The sequence below is a fragment of the Amycolatopsis sp. WAC 04197 genome, from assembly GCF_003947475.1.
In the GTDB taxonomy this organism is placed as follows: domain Bacteria; phylum Actinomycetota; class Actinomycetes; order Mycobacteriales; family Pseudonocardiaceae; genus Amycolatopsis; species Amycolatopsis japonica.
The window spans coordinates 656,142-674,962 of record NZ_QHJK01000008.1 but is presented as its reverse complement, the minus strand read 5'-3'; the positions used below and the strand labels follow the sequence as shown (position 1 = coordinate 674,962).

At 70.5% G+C, this 18,821-nt stretch carries 17 protein-coding genes and 1 rRNA gene; 14 read left to right on the top strand and 4 right to left on the bottom strand.

The window, feature by feature from the left end; all coding sequences use genetic code 11:
• Positions 1 to 6 precede the first annotated feature (6 nt).
• From rrf to DMC64_RS29995, 9 genes are all read left to right on the top strand, one after another.
• Positions 7 to 123: ribosomal RNA gene (rrf, locus tag DMC64_RS30035) — 5S ribosomal RNA — on the top strand.
• 160 nt (positions 124 to 283) lie between these two features.
• A complete protein-coding gene (locus DMC64_RS30030) occupies positions 284 to 2,125 on the top strand; it encodes a hypothetical protein (RefSeq protein ID WP_125736231.1) in 1,842 nt (613 codons plus the stop codon).
• Positions 2,118 to 3,107 carry an HAD-IIA family hydrolase gene (locus DMC64_RS30025; RefSeq protein WP_037348113.1) on the top strand — a complete coding sequence of 330 codons (990 nt, stop codon included), beginning with the start codon at positions 2,118 to 2,120 and terminating at the stop codon, positions 3,105 to 3,107. The genes DMC64_RS30030 and DMC64_RS30025 overlap by 8 nt, the downstream gene beginning before the upstream one ends.
• A 76-nt stretch (positions 3,108 to 3,183) precedes the next feature.
• Entirely contained in the window at positions 3,184 to 3,363 is a 180-nt protein-coding gene (locus DMC64_RS30020; protein WP_038511536.1) for a hypothetical protein, read from the top strand.
• 4 nt (positions 3,364 to 3,367) lie between these two features.
• Positions 3,368 to 4,183, top strand: a complete 816-nt coding sequence (locus DMC64_RS30015) for a TlyA family RNA methyltransferase (protein WP_037348115.1) — start codon at positions 3,368 to 3,370, stop codon at positions 4,181 to 4,183.
• The gene (locus DMC64_RS30010) at positions 4,180 to 5,091 is read left to right on the top strand and encodes an NAD kinase (protein WP_037303235.1); all 912 of its coding nucleotides are present in this window, start codon (positions 4,180 to 4,182) and stop codon (positions 5,089 to 5,091) included. The genes DMC64_RS30015 and DMC64_RS30010 overlap by 4 nt, the downstream gene beginning before the upstream one ends.
• 104 nt (positions 5,092 to 5,195) lie before the next feature.
• On the top strand, positions 5,196 to 6,992 hold the full coding sequence (recN, locus tag DMC64_RS30005) for a DNA repair protein RecN (RefSeq protein ID WP_037348283.1): 1,797 nt from the start codon (positions 5,196 to 5,198) through the stop codon (positions 6,990 to 6,992).
• 103 nt (positions 6,993 to 7,095) lie between these two features.
• The gene (steA, locus tag DMC64_RS30000) at positions 7,096 to 8,280 is read left to right on the top strand and encodes a putative cytokinetic ring protein SteA (protein ID WP_125736230.1); all 1,185 of its coding nucleotides are present in this window, start codon (positions 7,096 to 7,098) and stop codon (positions 8,278 to 8,280) included.
• Positions 8,277 to 9,224, top strand: coding sequence for a copper transporter (locus tag DMC64_RS29995; RefSeq protein WP_037348119.1), 948 nt, complete (start codon positions 8,277 to 8,279; stop codon positions 9,222 to 9,224). Before steA ends, DMC64_RS29995 begins: the two co-directional genes overlap by 4 nt.
• 148 nt (positions 9,225 to 9,372) lie before the next feature.
• Here DMC64_RS29995 and DMC64_RS29990 read toward each other — a convergent pair whose 3' ends face one another.
• Both DMC64_RS29990 and DMC64_RS29985 read right to left on the bottom strand, forming a co-directional pair.
• On the bottom strand, positions 9,373 to 10,083 hold the full coding sequence (locus DMC64_RS29990; RefSeq protein ID WP_037348121.1) for an aspartate/glutamate racemase family protein: 711 nt from the start codon (positions 10,081 to 10,083) through the stop codon (positions 9,373 to 9,375).
• On the bottom strand, positions 10,083 to 11,525 hold the full coding sequence (locus tag DMC64_RS29985) for an NCS1 family nucleobase:cation symporter-1 (protein ID WP_125736229.1): 1,443 nt from the start codon (positions 11,523 to 11,525) through the stop codon (positions 10,083 to 10,085). The genes DMC64_RS29990 and DMC64_RS29985 overlap by 1 nt, the downstream gene beginning before the upstream one ends.
• 147 nt (positions 11,526 to 11,672) lie before the next feature.
• On the opposite strand from DMC64_RS29985, the gene DMC64_RS29980 reads away from it, so the two are divergent.
• Together DMC64_RS29980 and DMC64_RS29975 are read left to right on the top strand one after the other, a co-directional pair.
• Positions 11,673 to 12,350 (top strand): GntR family transcriptional regulator, encoded by a 678-nt coding sequence (locus DMC64_RS29980; RefSeq protein ID WP_125736228.1) that lies wholly within the window; start codon positions 11,673 to 11,675, stop codon positions 12,348 to 12,350.
• A 24-nt stretch (positions 12,351 to 12,374) separates the two neighbouring features.
• Positions 12,375 to 13,301 (top strand): aminoglycoside phosphotransferase family protein, encoded by a 927-nt coding sequence (locus tag DMC64_RS29975; RefSeq protein WP_125736227.1) that lies wholly within the window; start codon positions 12,375 to 12,377, stop codon positions 13,299 to 13,301.
• On the opposite strand, the gene aroA is transcribed toward DMC64_RS29975, so the two are convergent.
• The gene (gene aroA, locus DMC64_RS29970) at positions 13,298 to 14,584 is read right to left on the bottom strand and encodes a 3-phosphoshikimate 1-carboxyvinyltransferase (RefSeq protein ID WP_125736226.1); all 1,287 of its coding nucleotides are present in this window, start codon (positions 14,582 to 14,584) and stop codon (positions 13,298 to 13,300) included. The genes DMC64_RS29975 and aroA overlap by 4 nt on opposite strands.
• A gap of 88 nt (positions 14,585 to 14,672) precedes the next feature.
• Between aroA and DMC64_RS29965 the strand changes: the two genes are divergently transcribed.
• Both DMC64_RS29965 and DMC64_RS29960 read left to right on the top strand, forming a co-directional pair.
• Entirely contained in the window at positions 14,673 to 16,373 is a 1,701-nt protein-coding gene (locus DMC64_RS29965) for a CTP synthase (protein WP_081976085.1), read from the top strand.
• Positions 16,370 to 16,996 carry an NUDIX hydrolase gene (locus DMC64_RS29960; RefSeq protein ID WP_037348129.1) on the top strand — a complete coding sequence of 209 codons (627 nt, stop codon included), beginning with the start codon at positions 16,370 to 16,372 and terminating at the stop codon, positions 16,994 to 16,996. The genes DMC64_RS29965 and DMC64_RS29960 overlap by 4 nt, the downstream gene beginning before the upstream one ends.
• A gap of 253 nt (positions 16,997 to 17,249) precedes the next feature.
• On the opposite strand, the gene DMC64_RS29955 is transcribed toward DMC64_RS29960, so the two are convergent.
• A complete protein-coding gene (locus DMC64_RS29955) occupies positions 17,250 to 17,735 on the bottom strand; it encodes a DUF1707 domain-containing protein (protein WP_125736225.1) in 486 nt (161 codons plus the stop codon).
• A 119-nt stretch (positions 17,736 to 17,854) separates the two neighbouring features.
• Here DMC64_RS29955 and xerD point away from each other — a divergent pair, with 119 nt between their 5' ends.
• Complete coding sequence (gene xerD, locus DMC64_RS29950; protein ID WP_037348132.1) at positions 17,855 to 18,757, top strand: site-specific tyrosine recombinase XerD; 903 nt, start codon at positions 17,855 to 17,857, stop codon at positions 18,755 to 18,757.
• Positions 18,758 to 18,821 lie beyond the last annotated feature (64 nt).

Below are 18,821 nucleotides of genomic sequence, written 5' to 3'. Positions count from 1 at the left end.
TAGTGTTTCGGTGGTTATAGCGTCAGGGAAACGCCCGGTCCCATTCCGAACCCGGAAGCTAAGCCTGACAGCGCCGATGGTACTGCAACCGAAGGGTTGTGGGAGAGTAGGACACCGCCGGACTAACTTCAGGACAGGGTCCTGACCAGGGTCGAGAACCCCAACAGGTTCTCCCCGGTCAGGGCCCTGTCTCTTTTCATGTCCAGGCACGGACTAGAATGGTCCGTTGGCCCGCCTCGTGGTGGGCGTATGTCGAAACTTTTCAATAGTGGCAGGAGGCCAGGTGTCCGAGTTCGGTCGACGTGACTCAGATGATGGCGCGTCCGGCCGGTCGGGTCGCCGGGACGACAGTCCCCGCGGAGGCCGGTCTGACGCGCAGCGAGGTGACCGGCGCGGTTCCGCCGGCGGCAGGCAGGACCGGGGCGGCCGCGACGGCGGCTACCAGGGCCGCCCTCGTCGTGACGACCGCGGTGCCCGCGGTTCCGGCAGCTACCCCGCGCGCAGCGGCGACGGCTCCCGCGACCAGCGCTCCGGCGGCCGGTTCGGCGGCCAGGGCCGCGACGACAACCGCCCGCGCTACAACAACGACGACCGTCGTGGCCCCGGTGGCGGCGACCGTCGTGACGACCGGTCCGGTGGCCGGGACAACCGTGGCGGTTACCGCGGCGGTGACAACCGTGGCGGCTACCGCTCGGACAGCCGTGGTGGCAGCGACCGCGGTGGCTACCGGTCCGACAACCGCGACAGCCGGGACAACCGCGGCGGCGACCGTGGTGGATACCGGGGCGGCAGCGACCGCGGCGGGTACCGCTCGGACAACCGGGGCGGCGACGATCGCGGCGGCTACCGGTCCGACAACCGGGGTGGCGACCGCGGCGGGTACCGCTCGTCCGACAGCCGTCCCGAGCGTCGCTACGACAACCGTTCGGACAGCCGCTCGGACAACCGTTCCGAGGGCCGCTACGAGAAGCGCTCCGACAGCCGCCCGGCCCGTTCCGGCTACGGCTCGGACAACCGCGGCCGGTCCGACGACCGCCCCTCCGGCAACCGCTACGAAGGACGCCCCCAGGGCAAGTCCTACGGCGACCGCGACAGCCGTGACAGCCGCGGCGACGACCGGCGTCCGTCCTACCGCGACCGTGACGATCGCGGCGGTTCCCGTTCCGGAGGGTACAACGGCGACCGGCGCGGCTCGGGCTCGTCCTCGGGCGACCGTCGTCCCAGCGGTGGTGGCTACGAGCGCAAGTCCTACGGCGACCGCGACAACCGCGGAGACCGTCGCCCTTCCGGCGACCGTCCGGAGAAGCGGTACGACGACCGGCGCGGCGAAGGCCGGTTCGAGCGCAAGCGCGACGACCGTCCCCAGCGTGACCGTTCCGAGGGCCGCAAGGACTTCCGTTCCTCGCCGCGCACCGACGACAGGCCGGTCGACGACGAGACCTTGGCGCGTGAGCTGCTCGAGGCTCCGGAACTGCCCGAGGGCATCGAGTTCTCCGATCTCGACGAAGACGTCCGCCGGGAGCTCCGCACCCTGCCCAAGGCACTCGCCGAAACCGTCGGCAAGCACCTCGTAGCGGCCGGCGGCCTCGTCGACGAAGATCCCGAAGCCGCCATGGAGCACGCCAAGTACGCGAAGGCCAAGGCGTCGCGGGTCCCGATCGTCCGTGAGGCGCTCGGCCTGGTCGCCTACCACGCGGGCAACTGGTCCGAGGCGCTGTCGGAGCTGCGGGCCGTCCGCCGGATGACCCGGACCGACGACCACATCGCGATCATCGCCGACGCCGAGCGCGCCATCGGCCGCCCGGAGCGGGCGCTCGACCTCGCGAAGGAGGTCGACAAGGAGCGTCTGTCCAAGGCGACCCAGATCGAGCTCGCGATCGTCGCCGCCGGCGCCCGGCGCGACCTCGGTCAGCTGGACGCGGCCGTCGTCTCCCTGCAGAGCGACGACCTCAAGGCGGAGAAGCGCGACCCGTGGAGCGCCCGGCTGTTCTACGCCTACGCCGACAACCTCGCCGCGGCCGACCGCAAGGACGAGGCGATCCGCTGGTTCCTGAACGCGGCGGAGGCCGACGAGGAGGACGAGACCGACGCCGCCGAGCGCGCCGCGGAGCTCACGAATGGCTGACGCCCTGTCGGCCGGGTACGACGCGGTCCTGTTCGACCTCGACGGCACGGTCTATCACGGCAGCAAGGTGGTCCCGGGCGCACCGGAAGCGCTTCGGGCGCTCCGGGACCACGGCACGGCCGTCCGGTGGGTGACCAACAACGCCTCCAAGGCGCCCGCGGAGGTCTCCGCGCACCTGGAGGCACTCGGGCTGCCCGCCACCCCCGAAGAGGTCCACACGAGCTCTCAGGCCGCCGCCGCCCTGCTGGGTGAGCGGCTGCCCCAGGGCGCGGTGGTCCTCGTCGTGGGCACGGACTCGCTGGCCGCCCAGGTCGAGTCCGTCGGCTTCGAGACGGTCCGGGAAGCCGGTCCGGACGTGGCCGCCGTGGTCCAGGGGCATTCCCCGGAGAACACCTGGGCCGCTCTCGCGGAGGCGTGCCTCGCCATCCGCGCGGGCGCGCTCTGGGTGGCGACCAACGTCGACGCGACCCTGCCGAGCGAGCGCGGTCTGCTGCCGGGCAACGGGTCGATGGTGGCCGCGTTGCGCCATGCCACCGGCGCCGAACCGCTGGTGGCGGGCAAACCGGCACCGGGACTGTTCACGACGGCGGCACGGGACGCGGGCGCGGAACGTGCCCTCGTCGTGGGCGACCGGCTGGACACGGACATCGAGGGCGCGGTCGCGGCCGGGATCGACGCGCTCTGCGTCCTGACCGGCGTCGCCGACGCGGCGTCTCTCATCGCGGCGAGGCCCGAGGAGCGTCCGCGCTACCTCGCGGCGGACCTGTCCGGGCTGAGCAGCCGGGCGGAACTGCTCGAGATCGGGCCCAAGGACGGCTGGCGTGTCACCGCACAGGGTGACGTGCTTGAAGCCGATGGTGAAGGCGACTCCCTCGACCTGTTGCGCGCGTTGTGCGCGGCGGCCTGGGAGTCGGGGATCACCGAGGTCCGTGGTGTGGGCGACACCGCCCGCGCCGCGCTCGGCGAGCTGCGCCTCGGCTGACCAGCGCTGCTAACTTGGTGGGGTGCAAGACCACTTCCACCCCGTTCCGCGACCCCCGGTTCCCGGCCCGCCGCCGGTGCCGGGACCGCCGCCGGACCAGTTCGCGCAGCAGGACACGGATCCCCGGGCCGGGATCGACGAAGCCGTGGCGGGTCTCGACGACCTCGCGGCGCTTCCGCTTTCGGAGCACGTCGACCGTTTCGAGGCCGTGCACACCGAGCTGACGGTGGCGCTGTCCACCATCGACAAGGTCTGACCGCGTGCCCAAACGCGCCCGCCTGGACGCGGAGCTCGTCCGGCGGGGTCTCGCCCGGTCCCGGGAGCAGGCGTCGGCGCTGATCGCCGAGGGCAAGGTCACCGTGCGCGGGATGGTGGCCACCAAACCCGCGACGGGTGTCGAGTCCGGCGCGCCGATCGTGGTGCGCGACAACGACGACCCCGGCTGGGCCTCCCGCGGCGCGCACAAACTGCTCGGCGCGCTCGAAGCCTTCACCCCGCAAGGTCTTTCCACCGAAGGAAAGCGCTGCCTCGACGCGGGCGCGTCGACCGGTGGCTTCACCGACGTCCTGCTGCGCAACGGCGCCGCCACGGTGATCGCGGCCGACGTCGGCCGCGGCCTGCTGGACTGGCGGCTGCGCACCGACGACCGCGTGGTCGTCCTCGACAAGACGAACGTCCGCAACCTGACCCCGGAGGACCTCGGCGGGCAGGTCGACCTCGTGGTCGGGGACCTCTCGTTCATCTCGCTCAAACTCGTGTTGCCCGCGCTGGCCGCCTGCGCGCGGGACGGCGCGGATCTGGTGCCGATGGTGAAACCGCAGTTCGAGGTCGGCAAGGACCGGCTCGGCAGCGGCGGCGTCGTCCGTGACCCGGAGCTGCGGGCCGAATCGGTGCTCGGCGTGCTCGCCGAGGCCGAGAAGCTGGACCTGAGCCTGCGCGGCGTCGTCGCGAGCCCGCTTCCCGGGCCGTCGGGGAACGTCGAATACTTCGTCTGGCTTACCCGCGGGGCGGGGGAGACCGCCGGCACCGACGCCGAGCGGCTCGTCCGGACCGCAGTCCTGGAGGGACCCCAATGAGCGATCGCGAGGTGCTGCTCGTCGTGCACCCGGACCGGGACGCGACCCGGGACGCGGCACGCGAGGTGTCGGCCCGGTTCGCCAAGGCCGGTGTGCGGCTGCGGGTACTCGACGAGGACGTCCGCGAGATGCTGGAGGCGGACGGCGGGATCGGTGCGCCCTGCACGGTCATGGCGCCGGAGCAGGATCCGGCCGCCGGTACCGAGCTGGTGTTCGTGCTCGGCGGTGACGGCACGCTGCTGCGGGCCGCGGAACTGGCCAGGCCGAACGGGGTCCCGGTGCTCGGCGTGAACCTCGGCCGCGTCGGCTTCCTGGCCGAGGCCGATTCGGACAAGCTTGCGGACACCGTCCAGCGGGCCGTCGACGGCGACTACCAGGTCGAAGAGCGGATGACCGTCGACGTCGTCGTCACCGTCGACGGTGAGGAGACCGTCAACACTTGGGCGCTCAACGAGGCCAGCGTCGAGAAGAGCTCGCGCGAGCGGGTGCTGGACGCGCTCATCGAGGTCGACGGAAGGCCTGTGTCCTCCTTCGGCTGCGACGGCGTCCTGTGCGCCACTCCGACCGGCTCGACGGCGTACGCGTTCTCCGCGGGCGGGCCGATCATCTGGCCGGACGTCCAGGCACTGCTGGTGGTCCCGAGCAACGCGCACGCGATGTTCTCGCGGCCGCTGGTCGTCTCGCGGGACTCGGAGATCACCGTCGCCATCGATCCCGACGGTTCGCCCGCGGTCCTGACCTGCGACGGATCGCGGACCTTCGATCTTCCCGCCGGTGCGGCCGTGCGGGTCACCTGCGGCCGGGTGCCGGTGCGGCTGATCCGGTTGTGGGAAGGCCCGTTCACCGACCGGCTGGTGCACAAGTTCTCGTTGCCGATCAAGGGCTGGCGGGAGCGACACGCCCGCTGACGGATGTCATGAAAGGGCCGTTCAGGACAATTTCTGTCTTGAACGGCCCTTTCATGACGTGCCGGGTGCGGGAATGGTCGGGGTGGGCCGCTACGGTGGGCGTCGTGCTGGCCGAGATGCGCATCCAGGGCCTCGGAGTCATCGAGGACGCCCTGCTGGAACTGCACGCGGGCTTCACCGTGGTCACCGGTGAGACGGGTGCGGGCAAGACGATGGTCGTCAGCGGGTTGCACCTGCTCTCCGGCGGCCGAGCCGAAGTGTCCAAGGTGCGGACGGGAATGCTGAAGGCCTTCGTGGAAGGCCGATTCGAGCTGGGCGGTGCCGAGGGCGCCACCCGGATCGTCACCGACGCCGGGGCGGAGGTCGACGAGGACGGCAGCGTCATCGCGCTGCGCGCGGTCTCGGTCGACGGCCGGTCCCGTGCCCACCTCGGCGGCCGTTCGGTGCCGGTCGGTGTGCTGGCCGATCTGTCCGAGCAGCTGATCGCCGTCCACGGGCAGAACGATCAGCTGCGGCTGCTGCGGCCCGCCGAGCAGCGCGCGGTGATCGACCGGTTCGCCGGTGAGGCCGTCACCGAGCCGCTCGAGCAGTACCGCGCGGTCCGGGACGAATGGCTCGCCGTCGTCGCCGAACTGACCGAACGCTCCACCCGCTCCCGCGAGATGGCCCAGCAGGCCGACCTGCTGCGCCACGGGCTCGCCGAGATCGACGCCGTCGCGCCGGAACCCGGCGAGGACACCGAGCTCACCGAGCAGATCAAGCGGCTCGCCGCGGTCGACGAACTGCGGTCCGCGGCGAGTGCCGCGCAGGCCGCCGTCTCGGGTTCGCCCGACGGCGACCCGGACGCGCCCGGCGCGGTCGGGCTGATCGGTGAGGCGAGCCGCCACCTGACCGGTTCCGAGGACGCCGTCCTGCGTGAGCTCGGTCCCCGGCTGGACGAGGCCTCGGTGCTGTTGTCCGAAGTGGGCGCCGAGCTGGGCAGCTACCTCGAAACGCTCGACGCCGATCCCGCGTTGCTGGAGAAGGTGCTCGCGCGCCAGGCCGATCTGAAGCGGCTCACCCGCAAATACGCGGCGGACGTGGACGGTGTGCTCGCCTGGGCCGACGACGCCCGTCGCCGGATGTCCACGATGGACACCTCCGAGGAGGCGCTGGCCGAGCTGGCCAAGCGCCGCGACGAACTCGCCGTCACGCTGGCCGAACACGCCCTCACGCTGTCGGAGGCGCGGGTCGAGGCCGCCGCCGAGCTCGCCGAGGCGATCACCGCCGAGATGTCCGGGCTCGCCATGGGACAGGCCGAGATCGAGATCACCGTCGAGCGGCGCACCGTCGACGAGAGCGACGCGCACGCCGTGAAGGTCGGCGGCAGGCTCGTGCACGCCGGGCCCGACGGCGTCGACGACGTCGAGTTGCTGCTGCGGGCGCACAACGGCGCCCCGCCGCTTCCGGTGCACAAGGCCGCTTCCGGCGGTGAGCTTTCCCGCGTGATGCTGGCGATCGAGGTCGTCCTCGCGCACGCGGACACCGTGCAGACACTGGTGTTCGACGAGGTCGACGCCGGGGTCGGCGGCCGCGCGGCGGTCGAGATCGGCAGGCGGCTGGCGCGGCTGGCGCGCAGTCACCAGGTCCTGGTGGTCACGCACCTGCCGCAGGTGGCCGCGTTCGCCGATCAGCATCTAGTGGTGGACAAGGGCACCAGTGGCGGGGTGACCCGCAGCGGGGTGCGCGTACTCGAACAGTCGGAGCGCGTCGTCGAGCTCGCGCGCATGCTCGCCGGGATGGAAAGCACCGAAACCGGCCGGGCGCACGCGGAGGAACTGCTCGCCGTCGCCGAGGCCGACAAGAGCGCGCCGGACAAGCCCAAAGCCCGTCGCGGTGGGAAGCGGAAGAAGGCGAAGTAGTCCCTGTCACGACCGGGTGGCCCGATCCGGTGTGGGTTAATCGGCGTGTTTCCATCGGCGTGGCGGACACGGAAGCCCGCGCGGATTTGTCACTATCGGTCGCATGAAGCTCACCGGCTTGCTCTCGCGTAACCAAGAGACCCTTCCCGGGATCACCGGCGTCGCCAGGGTCGACAGGCGTACGCGTGAGCTGCTCCGCCGGCTGAGCCCTGGCGACATCGTCGTCCTCGACCAGCTCGACCTCGATCGGTCGACGGCCGATGCCTTGGTGGAGGCCGAAGTCGCGGCGGTGGTGAACGCCTCGCCGTCGATCTCCGGCCGGTTCCCCAACCTGGGCCCGGAGATCCTGCTCGAAGCCGGGATCCCGCTGGTCGATTCGGTCGGCGGCGAACTGCTGCGCAAGGTCAAGGACGGCACGAAACTCCGCCTGCACGAGGGCGTCGTCTACATCGGAGAGCGGCAGCTCGGCTCGGGTGTCCAGCAGACGCGGGAAAGCGTCGCGGACCAGATGATCGAGGCCAAGGCCGGGATGTCCACCCAGCTGGAGGCGTTCTCCGCGAACACGATCGAATTCCTCCGCCGGGAACGCAGTCTCATCCTCGACGGCGTCGGCGTCCCGGAGATCCGTGTCCCGCTGCGGGATCGGCACGCCCTGGTGGTCGCGGGCGGCAACGGGCACGCCGAAGACCTCAAGAAGCTGAAGAAGTACATCTCCGAACACCGGCCGGTGCTGATCGGGGTCGACGCCGGAGCCGACACCTTGCGCGCGCAGGGATATCAGCCGGACGTCATCGTCGGCGACCCGCACGGGATCGGCGCCGAGACGCTGCGCAGCGGTGGCGAGGTCGTGGTCCCGGCGCAGCCGGACGGGCACGCGCCCGGTGTCGAGCGCATCCAGGACCTCGGGATCGGCGCGGTCACCTTCCCCGCGACGGGCAACGCCGAGGATCTGGCGCTGCTGCTGGCCGACGCGCACGAGGTGAGCCTGGTGGTCACCGTCGGATTCCAGGCGACACTGCGGGAATTCCTCGACCACGGCCGGTCCGGGTCGAACCCGTCGACGTTCCTCACCAGGCTCAAGCTCGGCACGAAACTGGTCGACGGCAAGGCGGTCGCGACCCTGCACCGCAGCCGGGTGTCCATCGGCGCCATCGTCCTGCTGGTCGTCGCGACCTTGGTGGCCGTCGCGGCCGCGCTGCTGGTGTCCGACGTGGGTTCGGTGTACCTCGACTGGATCCGCGACACCTGGAACTCGTTCATCGCCTGGGGCAAGGGACTCTTCACGTGATTTCACTGCGGTACCACATCGTTTCCATCGCCGCCTGCTTCCTGGCGCTCGCCATCGGCGTGGTGCTCGGGTCGACGGCGCTGAACGGTTCCCTGCTTTCGGGTCTCGCCAGCCAGAAGGAGGATCTGGGTTCCCAGGTCGCGGATCTGGAGGCACAGCGCAATTCGCTCAACGCCAGGCTCGGCGACGCGGACGCGTTCGCCGGCGCGATGGGGCCGAAGGTCGTCGCGGGGCAGCTGGACAAGCGTTCGGTGGTGCTGGTGACCACCGAGGACGCGAAGCCCGCGGACCGCGACGCGCTCAAGCAGCTCGTGGGTCAGGCCGGTGCCTCGGTCACCGGTGAGATCCAGCTGACCGAGGCGTTCTCCGACCCGATGCGGTCGGATCAGCTGCGTGACGTCGTGTCGCGGCTGCAGCCGGCCGGTGTCCAGTTCCCGACCGCGGGCGACCCGGGCACCCTCGCGGGCGCGCTGATCGGCTCCGTGGCGTTGCTGAACAAGGACAACGCGCAGCCGCAGTCCACCCCGGTGGAGCTGGCGGCCGCGCTCGGCGGGCTCACCGACGGCGGTTTCCTCAAGACCGGCGGGGACGTGAAGCCAGCGCAGCTCGCGATCGTGCTCACCGGTTCCAAGTACACCGGCGACGGCGCCGGTGACCGTGCCTCGACCGTCGCGCGGTTCGCCGCGCAGCTCGACCGTTCCGGTGCGGGCACCGTTCTGGCGGGCGACGCGGGATCCGCCGACGGCACCGGCGCGATCGGCGTCGTGCGCGCCGACACCTCGTCGACGTCCATCCTGTCCACTGTGGACAACGCGGAGACCGCGGCGGGCCGGGTCACCACGATCATGGCGCTGCGGGAGCAGCTCGAAGGCGGCGCCGGGCGCTACGGCATCGCGGGCAACGCCCAGGCCCCCGCCCCCGGGATCGCCGCCGCCGGCAACTGACCCCCCTTCCGCATTTAGTCCTCTGGATGCGGTACTTGCGTGTGCAAGGACCGCATCCAGAGGACTAAATGCGTGGGTGCGCGCGATGGGCGCCGGGCGCGCGGGTCCTCAACGCCCTCGGGACCTGTCGAGACTCGCATTTAGAGGACTAAATGCGGGGCCAGAGGCGGGTTTTCGGGAGCGGGCGGGCGTAGGAACCGGCTCGGCTGGTCTTGAGATTCAGGGCCACGAGGGATTCGGCGAGGCGGACGGCGGCGGCGACGCCGTCGATCACCGGGATGTCCAGCATCGCCGAGATGCGACGATCGAGGCCGGTCATCCCGGCGCAGCCGAGGACCAGGACCTCCGCCCCCGCGTCGCGGGCGCGCCGTCCGGCGGTCAGCAGGGCCGATTCCGTCCGGCGTTCGTCGGTCAATTCGAGGACGCCGAGCCCCGCACCGAGGACGCCGACACAGTTCTGCGCGACGCCCGCGGCGTGCAGGCTGTCCTCGATGAGCCCGCACGTCCGGTCCAATGTGGTCACGACGCCGTAGCGTCTTCCCAGCAGACAGGCCAGATGCGCGGCGGCCTCGGTGATGTCGACGACCGGGACGTCGAGCAGTTCCCTGGCGCCTTCCCGTCCGTGCTCGCCGAAACCGGCCATCACGAGCGCGTCGAAGGGCTCGTCCAGCCCGTTGAGAAGGTCGAGGACGGCCGCGGCGCTCAGGAAGCTGTCCAGCCAGCCCTCGGCGGATTCCGGACCCCACAGCGGTGTTCTGGCCAGGATTTCGGTGCCGGGGCTCGCGGCGGCGCGGGCACCCGCCTCGATCTCCTTGGTCATCGCCTCGGTGGTGTTGCAGTTGGTGACCAGGATCCGCATCACGCGACCCGCTGCTTGCGTGACACCACGAAGTAGAGCGCCGCGGCGGAAGCGGTGCCGATGAACCACGAGTACGGCGCGGCGGGGGCGAAGAACGGCACCAGCGCGATGATCGCGGACAACGCCGCCGTGGGCAGGAAGGTGACCATCGCCCTCGGGTTGAAGCCGCGTTTGTAGTGGTATGGCGAATCGGGTCCGGCTACGAACAGTTTGTCCACGTCGATCCGGCCGCGCTTCACCAGGTAGTAGTCCACGATCATGATGCCGAACAGCGGGCCGAGGAAGGCCCCGAGGCCGCCGAGGAAGTAGTTGACCACCGCGGGCGAGGAGTACAGCTTCCACGGCAGCACGCACAACGCCGCGACCGCGCTGATCATCCCGCCGACGGTGAAGGTGATCCGTTTCGGCCAGATGTTGGCCAGGTCGTAGGCGGGGGAGACGAAGTTCGCGACGATGTTCACGCCCATGGTGGCGATCGCGAAGGTCAGTGCGCCGATGATCAGCACGGGCGTGTTGTCGATGCGGGCCAGCAGTTCGGCTGGGTCGGTGATGGCCTCACCGAACACCTGGAGGCTGCCCGCCGTGACCAGTACGGACAGCAGCGCGAACGCCGTCGAGTTGATCGGCAGTCCCCAGAAGTTGCCGCGCCGCACCGTTTTCTGGTTCGGGGCGAACCGGGAGAAGTCGCAGAAGTTGAGCATCAGGGTGCCGTAGATGGACAGGATCAGCCCGACGGCGCCGAACCATTGTCGTACTTGCTCCCCTGTGGACAGTGCCTTCGGGTTGCTGGTCAAGGAAATGTTCCAGTCGGCGGCGGCCAGGATCCACACGGCGAGCGCGATCATCACCACCCAGATACCCGGACCGCACCAGTCCTGGAACTTGCGCACGGCCTCCATGCCGCGGGTGAGCACGAGCGCCTGCGCGAGCCACAGCGCGATGAAGCAGATCCAGCCGAGCGCGTGCAGACCGAGGAAACCGACCTCTGTCAACGGTTTCAGTCCCGGATCGATCGCGAGCACGAGCAGTGTGATGGCCACGGAAGCGAGATAGGTCTGGATGCCGTACCAGAAGATCGCGATGATCGCGCGGATCAGCGCGGGCAGGTTCGCGCCGAAGGTCCCGAAGCTGATGCGGGCGACGACGGGGAAGGGAACGCCCGTCTTCTGGCCGATCCGGCCCATCAGGTTCATGCCGAAGTAGATGAGCACGAAACCGGTCAGCAGGGCGGTGAACACCTGCCACGCCGAAAGCCCGAGGACGAACAGGCCCGCCGCGAAGGTGTAGTTGCCGAGGTTGTGCACGTCCGACATCCACAGCGCGAAGATGTCGTAGACCTTCCAGCGGCGTTCTTTCGCCGGCGCGAGGTCTTCGTTCCAGAGCCGGGGATCGGCGTTCTCGGTGGTAGGCGCTTCGGACCGGGTTGCTGGGGCGGCGGTCATGCGGGCCTCCGATCGACGGGGAGTCCGGTCGATTTGGTATCCCAAAATTTGGCATCCCAAATATCACCCCGCGGTGGCCCGTCGTCAAGGTTTCTGCCGATAAACTCGGGTTACGAGCTGTTACGGCGGTGTTGAAGAGGGGGTCAGGTGGCCGAGGAAGGACAGCGTCAGCCGCTGGCCGCGACCCGGCAGCGGGTCCGCGACGAGCTGCGTGAACGTATCCTCGCCGGACGGCTGAAGCCGGGGGACAGGCTGGTCGAACGCGAACTCGCCGAGGATCTCGGCGTCTCGCGCGTGCCGGTGCGCGAAGCCATCCGCAGCCTGGAGGCCGAAGGATTCCTCGCCGTCCAGTCGCCCCGCCGGATCGTCGTGCGCCAGCTGGCCAGAGCCGACGTCGAGGAGCTCTTCGACGTCCGTGAGGCGCTCGAAGGGCTCGCCGCCGGGCTGGCCGCCGAACGGGCGGGCAAAGCCGAGCTTCGCGCGCTCGAACGGTTGCTCACCGACGCCGCCCGCGCGACCGAGAGCGGCGACCCGGCCCGGATCACCCAGCTCAACACCCGCTTCCACGACCAGATCGTCGCGCTCGCGGGCAACGGGCTGCTGCACGAGATCCTCCGCCCCCTCGAGGGCAGGCTGCGCTGGCTGACCAGCCAGAACGAGCACTGGGGCGAACTGCTCGACGAGCACCGCCGCCTCTACGACGCGATCGCTTCAGGTGACGCCGACCGCGCGCGGGCCCATGCCGTCGAGCATGTGCGGGTCAACCGCGAAGTGACGTTGAAGACGCTGTTCCCCGAGGATGGCGGAGAACGCTCCGCGGGCTGAATCGGACATGTCAGACTCGCGGACATGATCACCGACGAACAACGGGCCGCCCGCACCGCGCGGGCGGTGGCCGCCGCGGTCTCCGCGGGACGCGACCTGGGTATCACCGTCACCGAACCCGAGGTCCTGTACGACGTTTTCTCCGTCATCGTGCGGCTGGCGCCTTCGCCGGTCGTCGTGCGGGTGCCGACCGTGCTGCCGCGCACCACGACACCGGAGACGCAGCTGACCGATCAGCGGCGCGAACTCGCCGTCGCCACCTGGCTTGCCGAGAAGGGGCTTCCGGTCGTCAAGCCGAGCTCGCTGGTGCCGGCGGAACCGGTTCGGCGCGACGGTTTCTCGATGACCTTCTGGGAGCTGATCGAGTTCGTCGAGGACGCGAACCTCGCCGTGGAGCACTCGGCCAAGCTCGTCGCGAAGCTGCACGCCACGCTCCGCGACTATCCCGGCGAGCTGGCGTTCCTGAACGGCCTCGACCCGTTCATCCCCGACGGTCTCGCCCAGCTCGAAGGCAGGCCGGACCTGCTCGACGCGGGCGACCTCGACCGCGCCCGCCGCGAATGGGAGGTCCTCCGGCCGCTGCTGGAGTCGGAGGAGGCCTTCGCCAAGGCGTTCCCGAACGCCACCGTGCAGCCGGTGCACGGTGACGCGCCGGGCTACAACCTGATCGTCACCACCGAAGGCGAGCTGTACTCCGACTTCGAACTGGTCAACCGCGGCCCGATCGAACGCGATCTCGCCTTCAACGGCCCCGAAGGCATCGCGGCCTACAACGCCGCCGCCGAGGAACTGGGCCTGCGCAAGGTCGACGAAACCGTGCTGAAGACGATCGAGGCCGCGGGACGGCTGCAGATGGTCGCGTGCCTCTCGATGGCGCCCGAGCTGCCGATGCTGGTGGAAGGAATGAAGCCGATGATCGATCTGTGGCGCGCTTCGCCGTTCGAGGGTTAGCCGAGCATCGAGGTCCAGGCCTCGGCGAATCCGGGGAAGGTCTTCCCGACCGTCCCCGGGTTCTCCACCTCGACGCCCTCGACCTTCAGCCCGAGCACCGCGGCCGCCATCACCAGCCGGTGATCGTCGTAGGTGTGGAACTTCCCGCCGTGCAGCGGCGCCGGCGTGATCCGCAGGCCGTCCTCGGTCTCGCGCACGTCGGCGCCGAGCGACGACAGTTCGGTGGCGAGCGCGGTCAGCCGGTCGGTCTCGTGGCCGCGCAGATGCGCCACCCCGGAGATGACCGACGGTCCTTCGGCGAGGCACAGCAGCGCCGCGATCACCGGCGTCAGCTCGCCGACGTCGTGCAGATCCAGTTCGACGCCGGGGATCGTGCCGCCGCCGGTGACCGTCAGGCCGCCCGCGTCGAGCTCGACGGTGGCGCCCAGAACGGGCGCCAGGCTCCGCAGCCAGTCCCCGGGCTGCGTCGTCCGCTGCGGCCAGCCCGCGATCCGCACCGTGCCGCCGGTCGCGATCGCGGCGGCGACGAACGGCGCCGCCGTCGAGAGGTCCGGCTCGACGATGTACTCGGGGCAGGAGAGCCGTGTCGGCGCGACGTGGAACTCGGTGCCCTCGCGGTCCACAGTGGCCCCGAAACGGCGCAGCATCTCGACCGTCATCGCGATATGCGGTTCGCTCGGCACCTGGCCGCCAACCAGGCGCACGGTGACACCCTGCTGGAACGACGGCCCGGCGAGCAGCAGCGCGGACAGGAACTGGCTCGACGCCGAGGAGTCCAGATCGACCCTGCCGCCCCGCAGACCGCCTTCGCCGTGGACGGTGAAGGGCGGCGCCTCGCGGCGGTCGTCGTCGATACGGGCGCCGAGGTCGCGCAGCGCCTTCAGCAGCGGCCCGATGGGACGACGGCGGATGGCCTCGTCGCCGTCGAACAGCGCCGGGCCGGTGCCCAGCGCGGCGAGCGCGGGGGTGAACCGGGCGACCGTGCCCGCGTTGCCGAGTTCCACCCGGACGGTCTCGTCGGGATGGACGCGGCCCGGGCCGAGCGGGTGCACGAGGTAGCCGCCGATGCTGCCCTGCGAGTGGGCGCCGAGGGCGTAGATGGCGCCGAGCATGAGGCGCGCGTCCCGGGAGTCGAGCGGGGTCCGCACCCGCGTCGGCGCGCTGGCGAGCGCGGCGAGGACGTAGGCCCGGTTGGTGATCGACTTCGAACCGGGGACGCGGATGTCCGCGTCGAGCGGGCCTTCCGCGACCGGTGCGGTCCAGGTGTCGTGCGCGTCTGTCACGCCGCGAGGGTAGCGGTTTTCCACTCCATCGGACGCTTGCGGCGTGGCCGATGAGCGCTACGGCGGGCGTGCGATAAGGTGGAAGCCCGTGGGACTTCAGTCGCGGGCTACCAAGTATGTCTTTGTCACCGGAGGCGTTGCCTCCTCTCTGGGTAAGGGACTCACGGCTTCCAGCCTGGGTCAGCTCCTTACCGCACGTGGGCTCCGGGTCACGATGCAGAAGCTGGATCCGTATCTCAACGTCGATCCGGGCACGATGAACCCGTTCCAGCACGGTGAGGTGTTCGTCACCGACGACGGCGCCGAAACCGATCTGGACATCGGGCACTACGAGCGTTTTCTCGACCGGGCTCTCGACGGCAAGGCGAACGTCACCACCGGGCAGGTGTACTCCGAGGTCATCGCCAAGGAACGCCGCGGTGAGTATCTCGGCGACACCGTGCAGGTCATCCCGCACATCACCGACGAGATCAAGGCGAGGATCACCGCCGCGGCGGGCGCCGACGAGGACGGGAACAGCCCGGACGTCGTGATCACCGAGGTCGGCGGCACCGTGGGCGACATCGAGTCGCTGCCGTTCCTGGAGGCCTGCCGTCAGGTCCGCCACGACGTCGGCCGCGACCAGTGCTTCTTCCTCCACGTCTCGCTGGTCCCGTATCTCGCCCCGTCGGGTGAGCTCAAGACCAAGCCGACCCAGCACTCCGTCGCCGCGCTGCGCAACATCGGTATCCAGCCCGACGCGCTCGTCTGCCGCGCCGACCGCGAGCTGCCGGAGGACCTCAAGCGCAAGATCGGCCTGATGTGCGACGTCGACACCGAGGCCGTCATCGCCTGCCCCGACGCGCCGTCGATCTACGACATCCCGAAGGTGCTGCACCGTGAGGCGCTCGACGCCTACGTGGTGCGCCGTCTCGGGCTGCCGTTCCGCGACGTCGACTGGACCGTGTGGGGCGACCTGCTCGACCGCGTGCACAACCCGTCGGAGACGGTGCGGGTCGCGGTCGTCGGCAAGTACATCGACCTGCCGGACGCGTACCTGTCGGTGACCGAGGCGCTGCGCGCGGGCGGGTTCGCCCACCGCGCCAAGGTCCAGATCGCCTGGGTCCCGTCGGACTCCTGCGAGACCCCGGCCGGTGCCGCGGCCGCGCTGTCCGATGTGGACGGTGTGCTGATCCCGGGCGGGTTCGGCATCCGCGGTATCGAGGGCAAGGTCGGCGCCATCGCCTACGCCCGCACCCACGGGCTGCCGCTGCTGGGCCTGTGCCTCGGCCTGCAGTGCATGGTGATCGACGCGGCGCGGAACCTGGCCGGGATCAAGGACGCGAACTCGGCCGAGTTCGAGGACGGACCGAACCCGGTCATCTCCACGATGGCCGACCAGCGTGACGTCGTCGCGGGTGAGCGCGACATGGGCGGCACGATGCGTCTGGGCGCCTACGTCGCGAAGCTCAAGCCGGGCTCGCAGGTCGCGAAGGCGTACGGCAGCACCGAGGTCTCCGAGCGGCACCGTCACCGCTACGAGGTCAACAACGCCTACCGCAAGCGCCTCTCCGACGCCGGTCTGGTGTTCTCGGGCACCTCGCCCGACGACCACCTCGTCGAGTTCGTGGAGCTGCCCGCCGACAAGCACCCGTTCTTCGTCGGCACCCAGGCGCACCCGGAGCTCAAGAGCCGGCCGACCCGGCCGCACCCGCTGTTCAGCGCGTTCGTGAAGGCCGTCGTGGACCGCAAGGTCGCCGAGCGGCTGCCGGTCGAGCTGCCCGAGGCCCCGCAGACGGTGGCCCGGTGACCGAGCCCGGCAAACACGAGTTCACCGTCGCGTCCACAAGGGACGTCCACATCGGACGCGTCGTGGGGCTGCGGGTCGACGAGGTCGTGATGCCCGGCGGCGGCACGGCCCGCCGTGAGGTCGTCGAGCACCTCGGCGCGGTCGCCGTCGTCGCGCTGGACGCGGACGGCATGGTGACGCTGATCCACCAGTACCGCCACCCGATCGGGCGGCGGCTGTGGGAACTGCCCGCCGGGCTGATCGACAAGGCGGGGGAGGACCCCGTCGGCGCGGCCAAACGCGAACTGGTCGAAGAAGTCGGGCTCAGCGCCGAACGCTGGGAGACCCTGGTCGACGTCGCGGCGTCGCCCGGCTTCACCGACGAGGTCGTCCGCGTCTACCTCGCCCGTGAACTGTCCGAAGTGGACAGGGAGATGCTCGGCGAGGAGGAGGCCGACCTCGTCATGCGGAAGTTCCCGCTCGCGGAGGCGGTCCGGATGGCGCTGGCGGGTGAGCTGGTGAACGGGGCGACCGTCGGTGGTGTGCTCGCCGCGCACGCGGTGCTTTCGGGGGCGGCCTCGTCGCGGCCTTCGGACGCTCCTTGGGAGGACCGGCCGACGAAGTTCGCTTCGCGCGGCCTCTGACGCTCGCGAGTGGCCCTTGCAGTACATGAAGGCCCCCTTCCTTGCGCTAGACGCAGTGAAGGGGGCCTTCATGTACTTGGGAAGGTGTCAAGGTCGAGTTTCCTCGGCTGAGCCGAGGGAAGGGGGCCTTCACGCGCATCGCAAGGCCGCGGGTGCCGATCGAGAAGTCCGTGAAGGCCTCCTTGCCTACCTTCAGGGTAGGCAAGGAGGCCTTCACGGACTTGCGATCAACTGCGCAACCCACGAGCCGGGGTCAGTCGCGGAGACGGCGGCCCTGCGCGTCCGTGCCGCCGTTCGCCAGCAGCACGATCCCGTCGACCATCGGCCAGACCACCCCGATGCCGCAGGTGACCAGCACGACCGCCAGCTGGCCCAGGGCGAGACCGATGTGCCCGGTGTAGAACCGCCCGATCCCGAACGGCAGCACGATCTGCAGCACCCCGGCGGCGATCTTCGACTTCGGCGAGTAAGGCAGGACCGCGGCGGGCCGCTGATACACGGGGACGAACGGCGGCGGGTCGAACCGCGGCGCCAGGTACGTCGGGTGCGGCGCGGGCAGGTCCTGGAACAGAGGCCGGAGTTCGCCGAGCGTCACGGCCTCGTACGCGGCGAGGACGCGGCCCTCGTACTCGTCCGGGGTGAGCCTGCCCTGGCTGTAATGGTCGCCGAGCAGCCGCGCGGCCTCTTCGCGCTCGGCCGTGCCGACGCGCATCTCCTCCGGGTCCGGTTGCTGCGACATGCTCCCAAGGTAGCCCGTTTCACACCCGCGGCGCGGTACGCGCGGCGAACCCCCGATCGGGTCGCGAGTGGTCCTAGAGTGTCCGTGTGTCACGGGCCGGCGGTAGCGGAGTCGCCCAGGTGGTCGCCGCTTACCTCGACCATCTGGTGGTCGAGCGCGGAACCGCGAGGAACACCCTCGACAGCTACTCCCGTGACCTGCGCCGGTACACCGCGTACCTCGGCGACGCCGACGTCGAGCGCTTCGCCGACGTCACCTCCGCGCACATCACCTCGTTCGGCGCGGCGCTGCGCGAGGGCGACGAGGAGCATCGCCCGCTGGCCGCGTCCTCGGCGGCCCGCGCGCTGGTCGCGGTGCGGGGGCTGCACAAGTTCGCGCACGCCGACGGCATCACCGAGAACGACCCGGCCCGCGAGGTCCGGCCACCCGCCGCGGCCAAACGGCTGCCCAAGGCGCTGCCGGTCGGCGACGTGCTGAAGCTGCTCGAAACCCCGCCACCCGAGGGCGAACGACCGCTGCGGGACCGGGCGCTGCTGGAACTGCTCTACTCCACCGGCGCGCGGATCTCCGAGGCCGTCGGACTCGACGTCGACGACATCGACGACGCCGAACGGACCGTGCTGCTCGACGGGAAGGGCGGCAAACAGCGCATCGTCCCGATCGGCCGTCCCGCGCTGGAAGCGGTGCACGCGTACCTCGTCCGCGCGCGGCCCGCCCTCGCCACCCACGGCCGGGGGACGCCGGCGATGTTCCTGAACGCCCGCGGCTCCAGGCTTTCCCGGCAGAGCGCGTGGCAGGTTCTCAAGGACACCGCGGAATCCGCCGGGATCACGGCGGGCGTTTCGCCGCACACGTTGCGCCATTCCTTCGCCACGCATCTGCTCGAAGGCGGCGCCGACGTCCGCGTCGTGCAGGAACTGCTCGGCCACGCTTCGGTGACCACCACCCAGGTGTACACGCTGGTCACGGTCAACACGCTCCGCGAGGTTTACGCGACAGCACATCCCCGCGCGCTCGGCTAATCGACCCGGTCGATCCCGGCGTGCCTCGTTGGCTCGACTCCCGGATCGCGCATAGGCTGCCGAG

Coding starts and splice junctions, on each gene's coding strand:
- DMC64_RS30025 (WP_037348113.1), top strand. CDS start 2,118: ATGGCTGACGCCCTGTCGGCCGGGTACGACGCGGTCCTGTTCGACCTC.
- DMC64_RS30010 (WP_037303235.1), top strand. CDS start 4,180: ATGAGCGATCGCGAGGTGCTGCTCGTCGTGCACCCGGACCGGGACGCG.
- steA (WP_125736230.1), top strand. CDS start 7,096: ATGAAGCTCACCGGCTTGCTCTCGCGTAACCAAGAGACCCTTCCCGGG.
- DMC64_RS29990 (WP_037348121.1), bottom strand. CDS start 10,083: ATGCGGATCCTGGTCACCAACTGCAACACCACCGAGGCGATGACCAAG.
- DMC64_RS29985 (WP_125736229.1), bottom strand. CDS start 11,525: ATGACCGCCGCCCCAGCAACCCGGTCCGAAGCGCCTACCACCGAGAAC.
- DMC64_RS29975 (WP_125736227.1), top strand. CDS start 12,375: ATGATCACCGACGAACAACGGGCCGCCCGCACCGCGCGGGCGGTGGCC.
- DMC64_RS29955 (WP_125736225.1), bottom strand. CDS start 17,735: ATGTCGCAGCAACCGGACCCGGAGGAGATGCGCGTCGGCACGGCCGAG.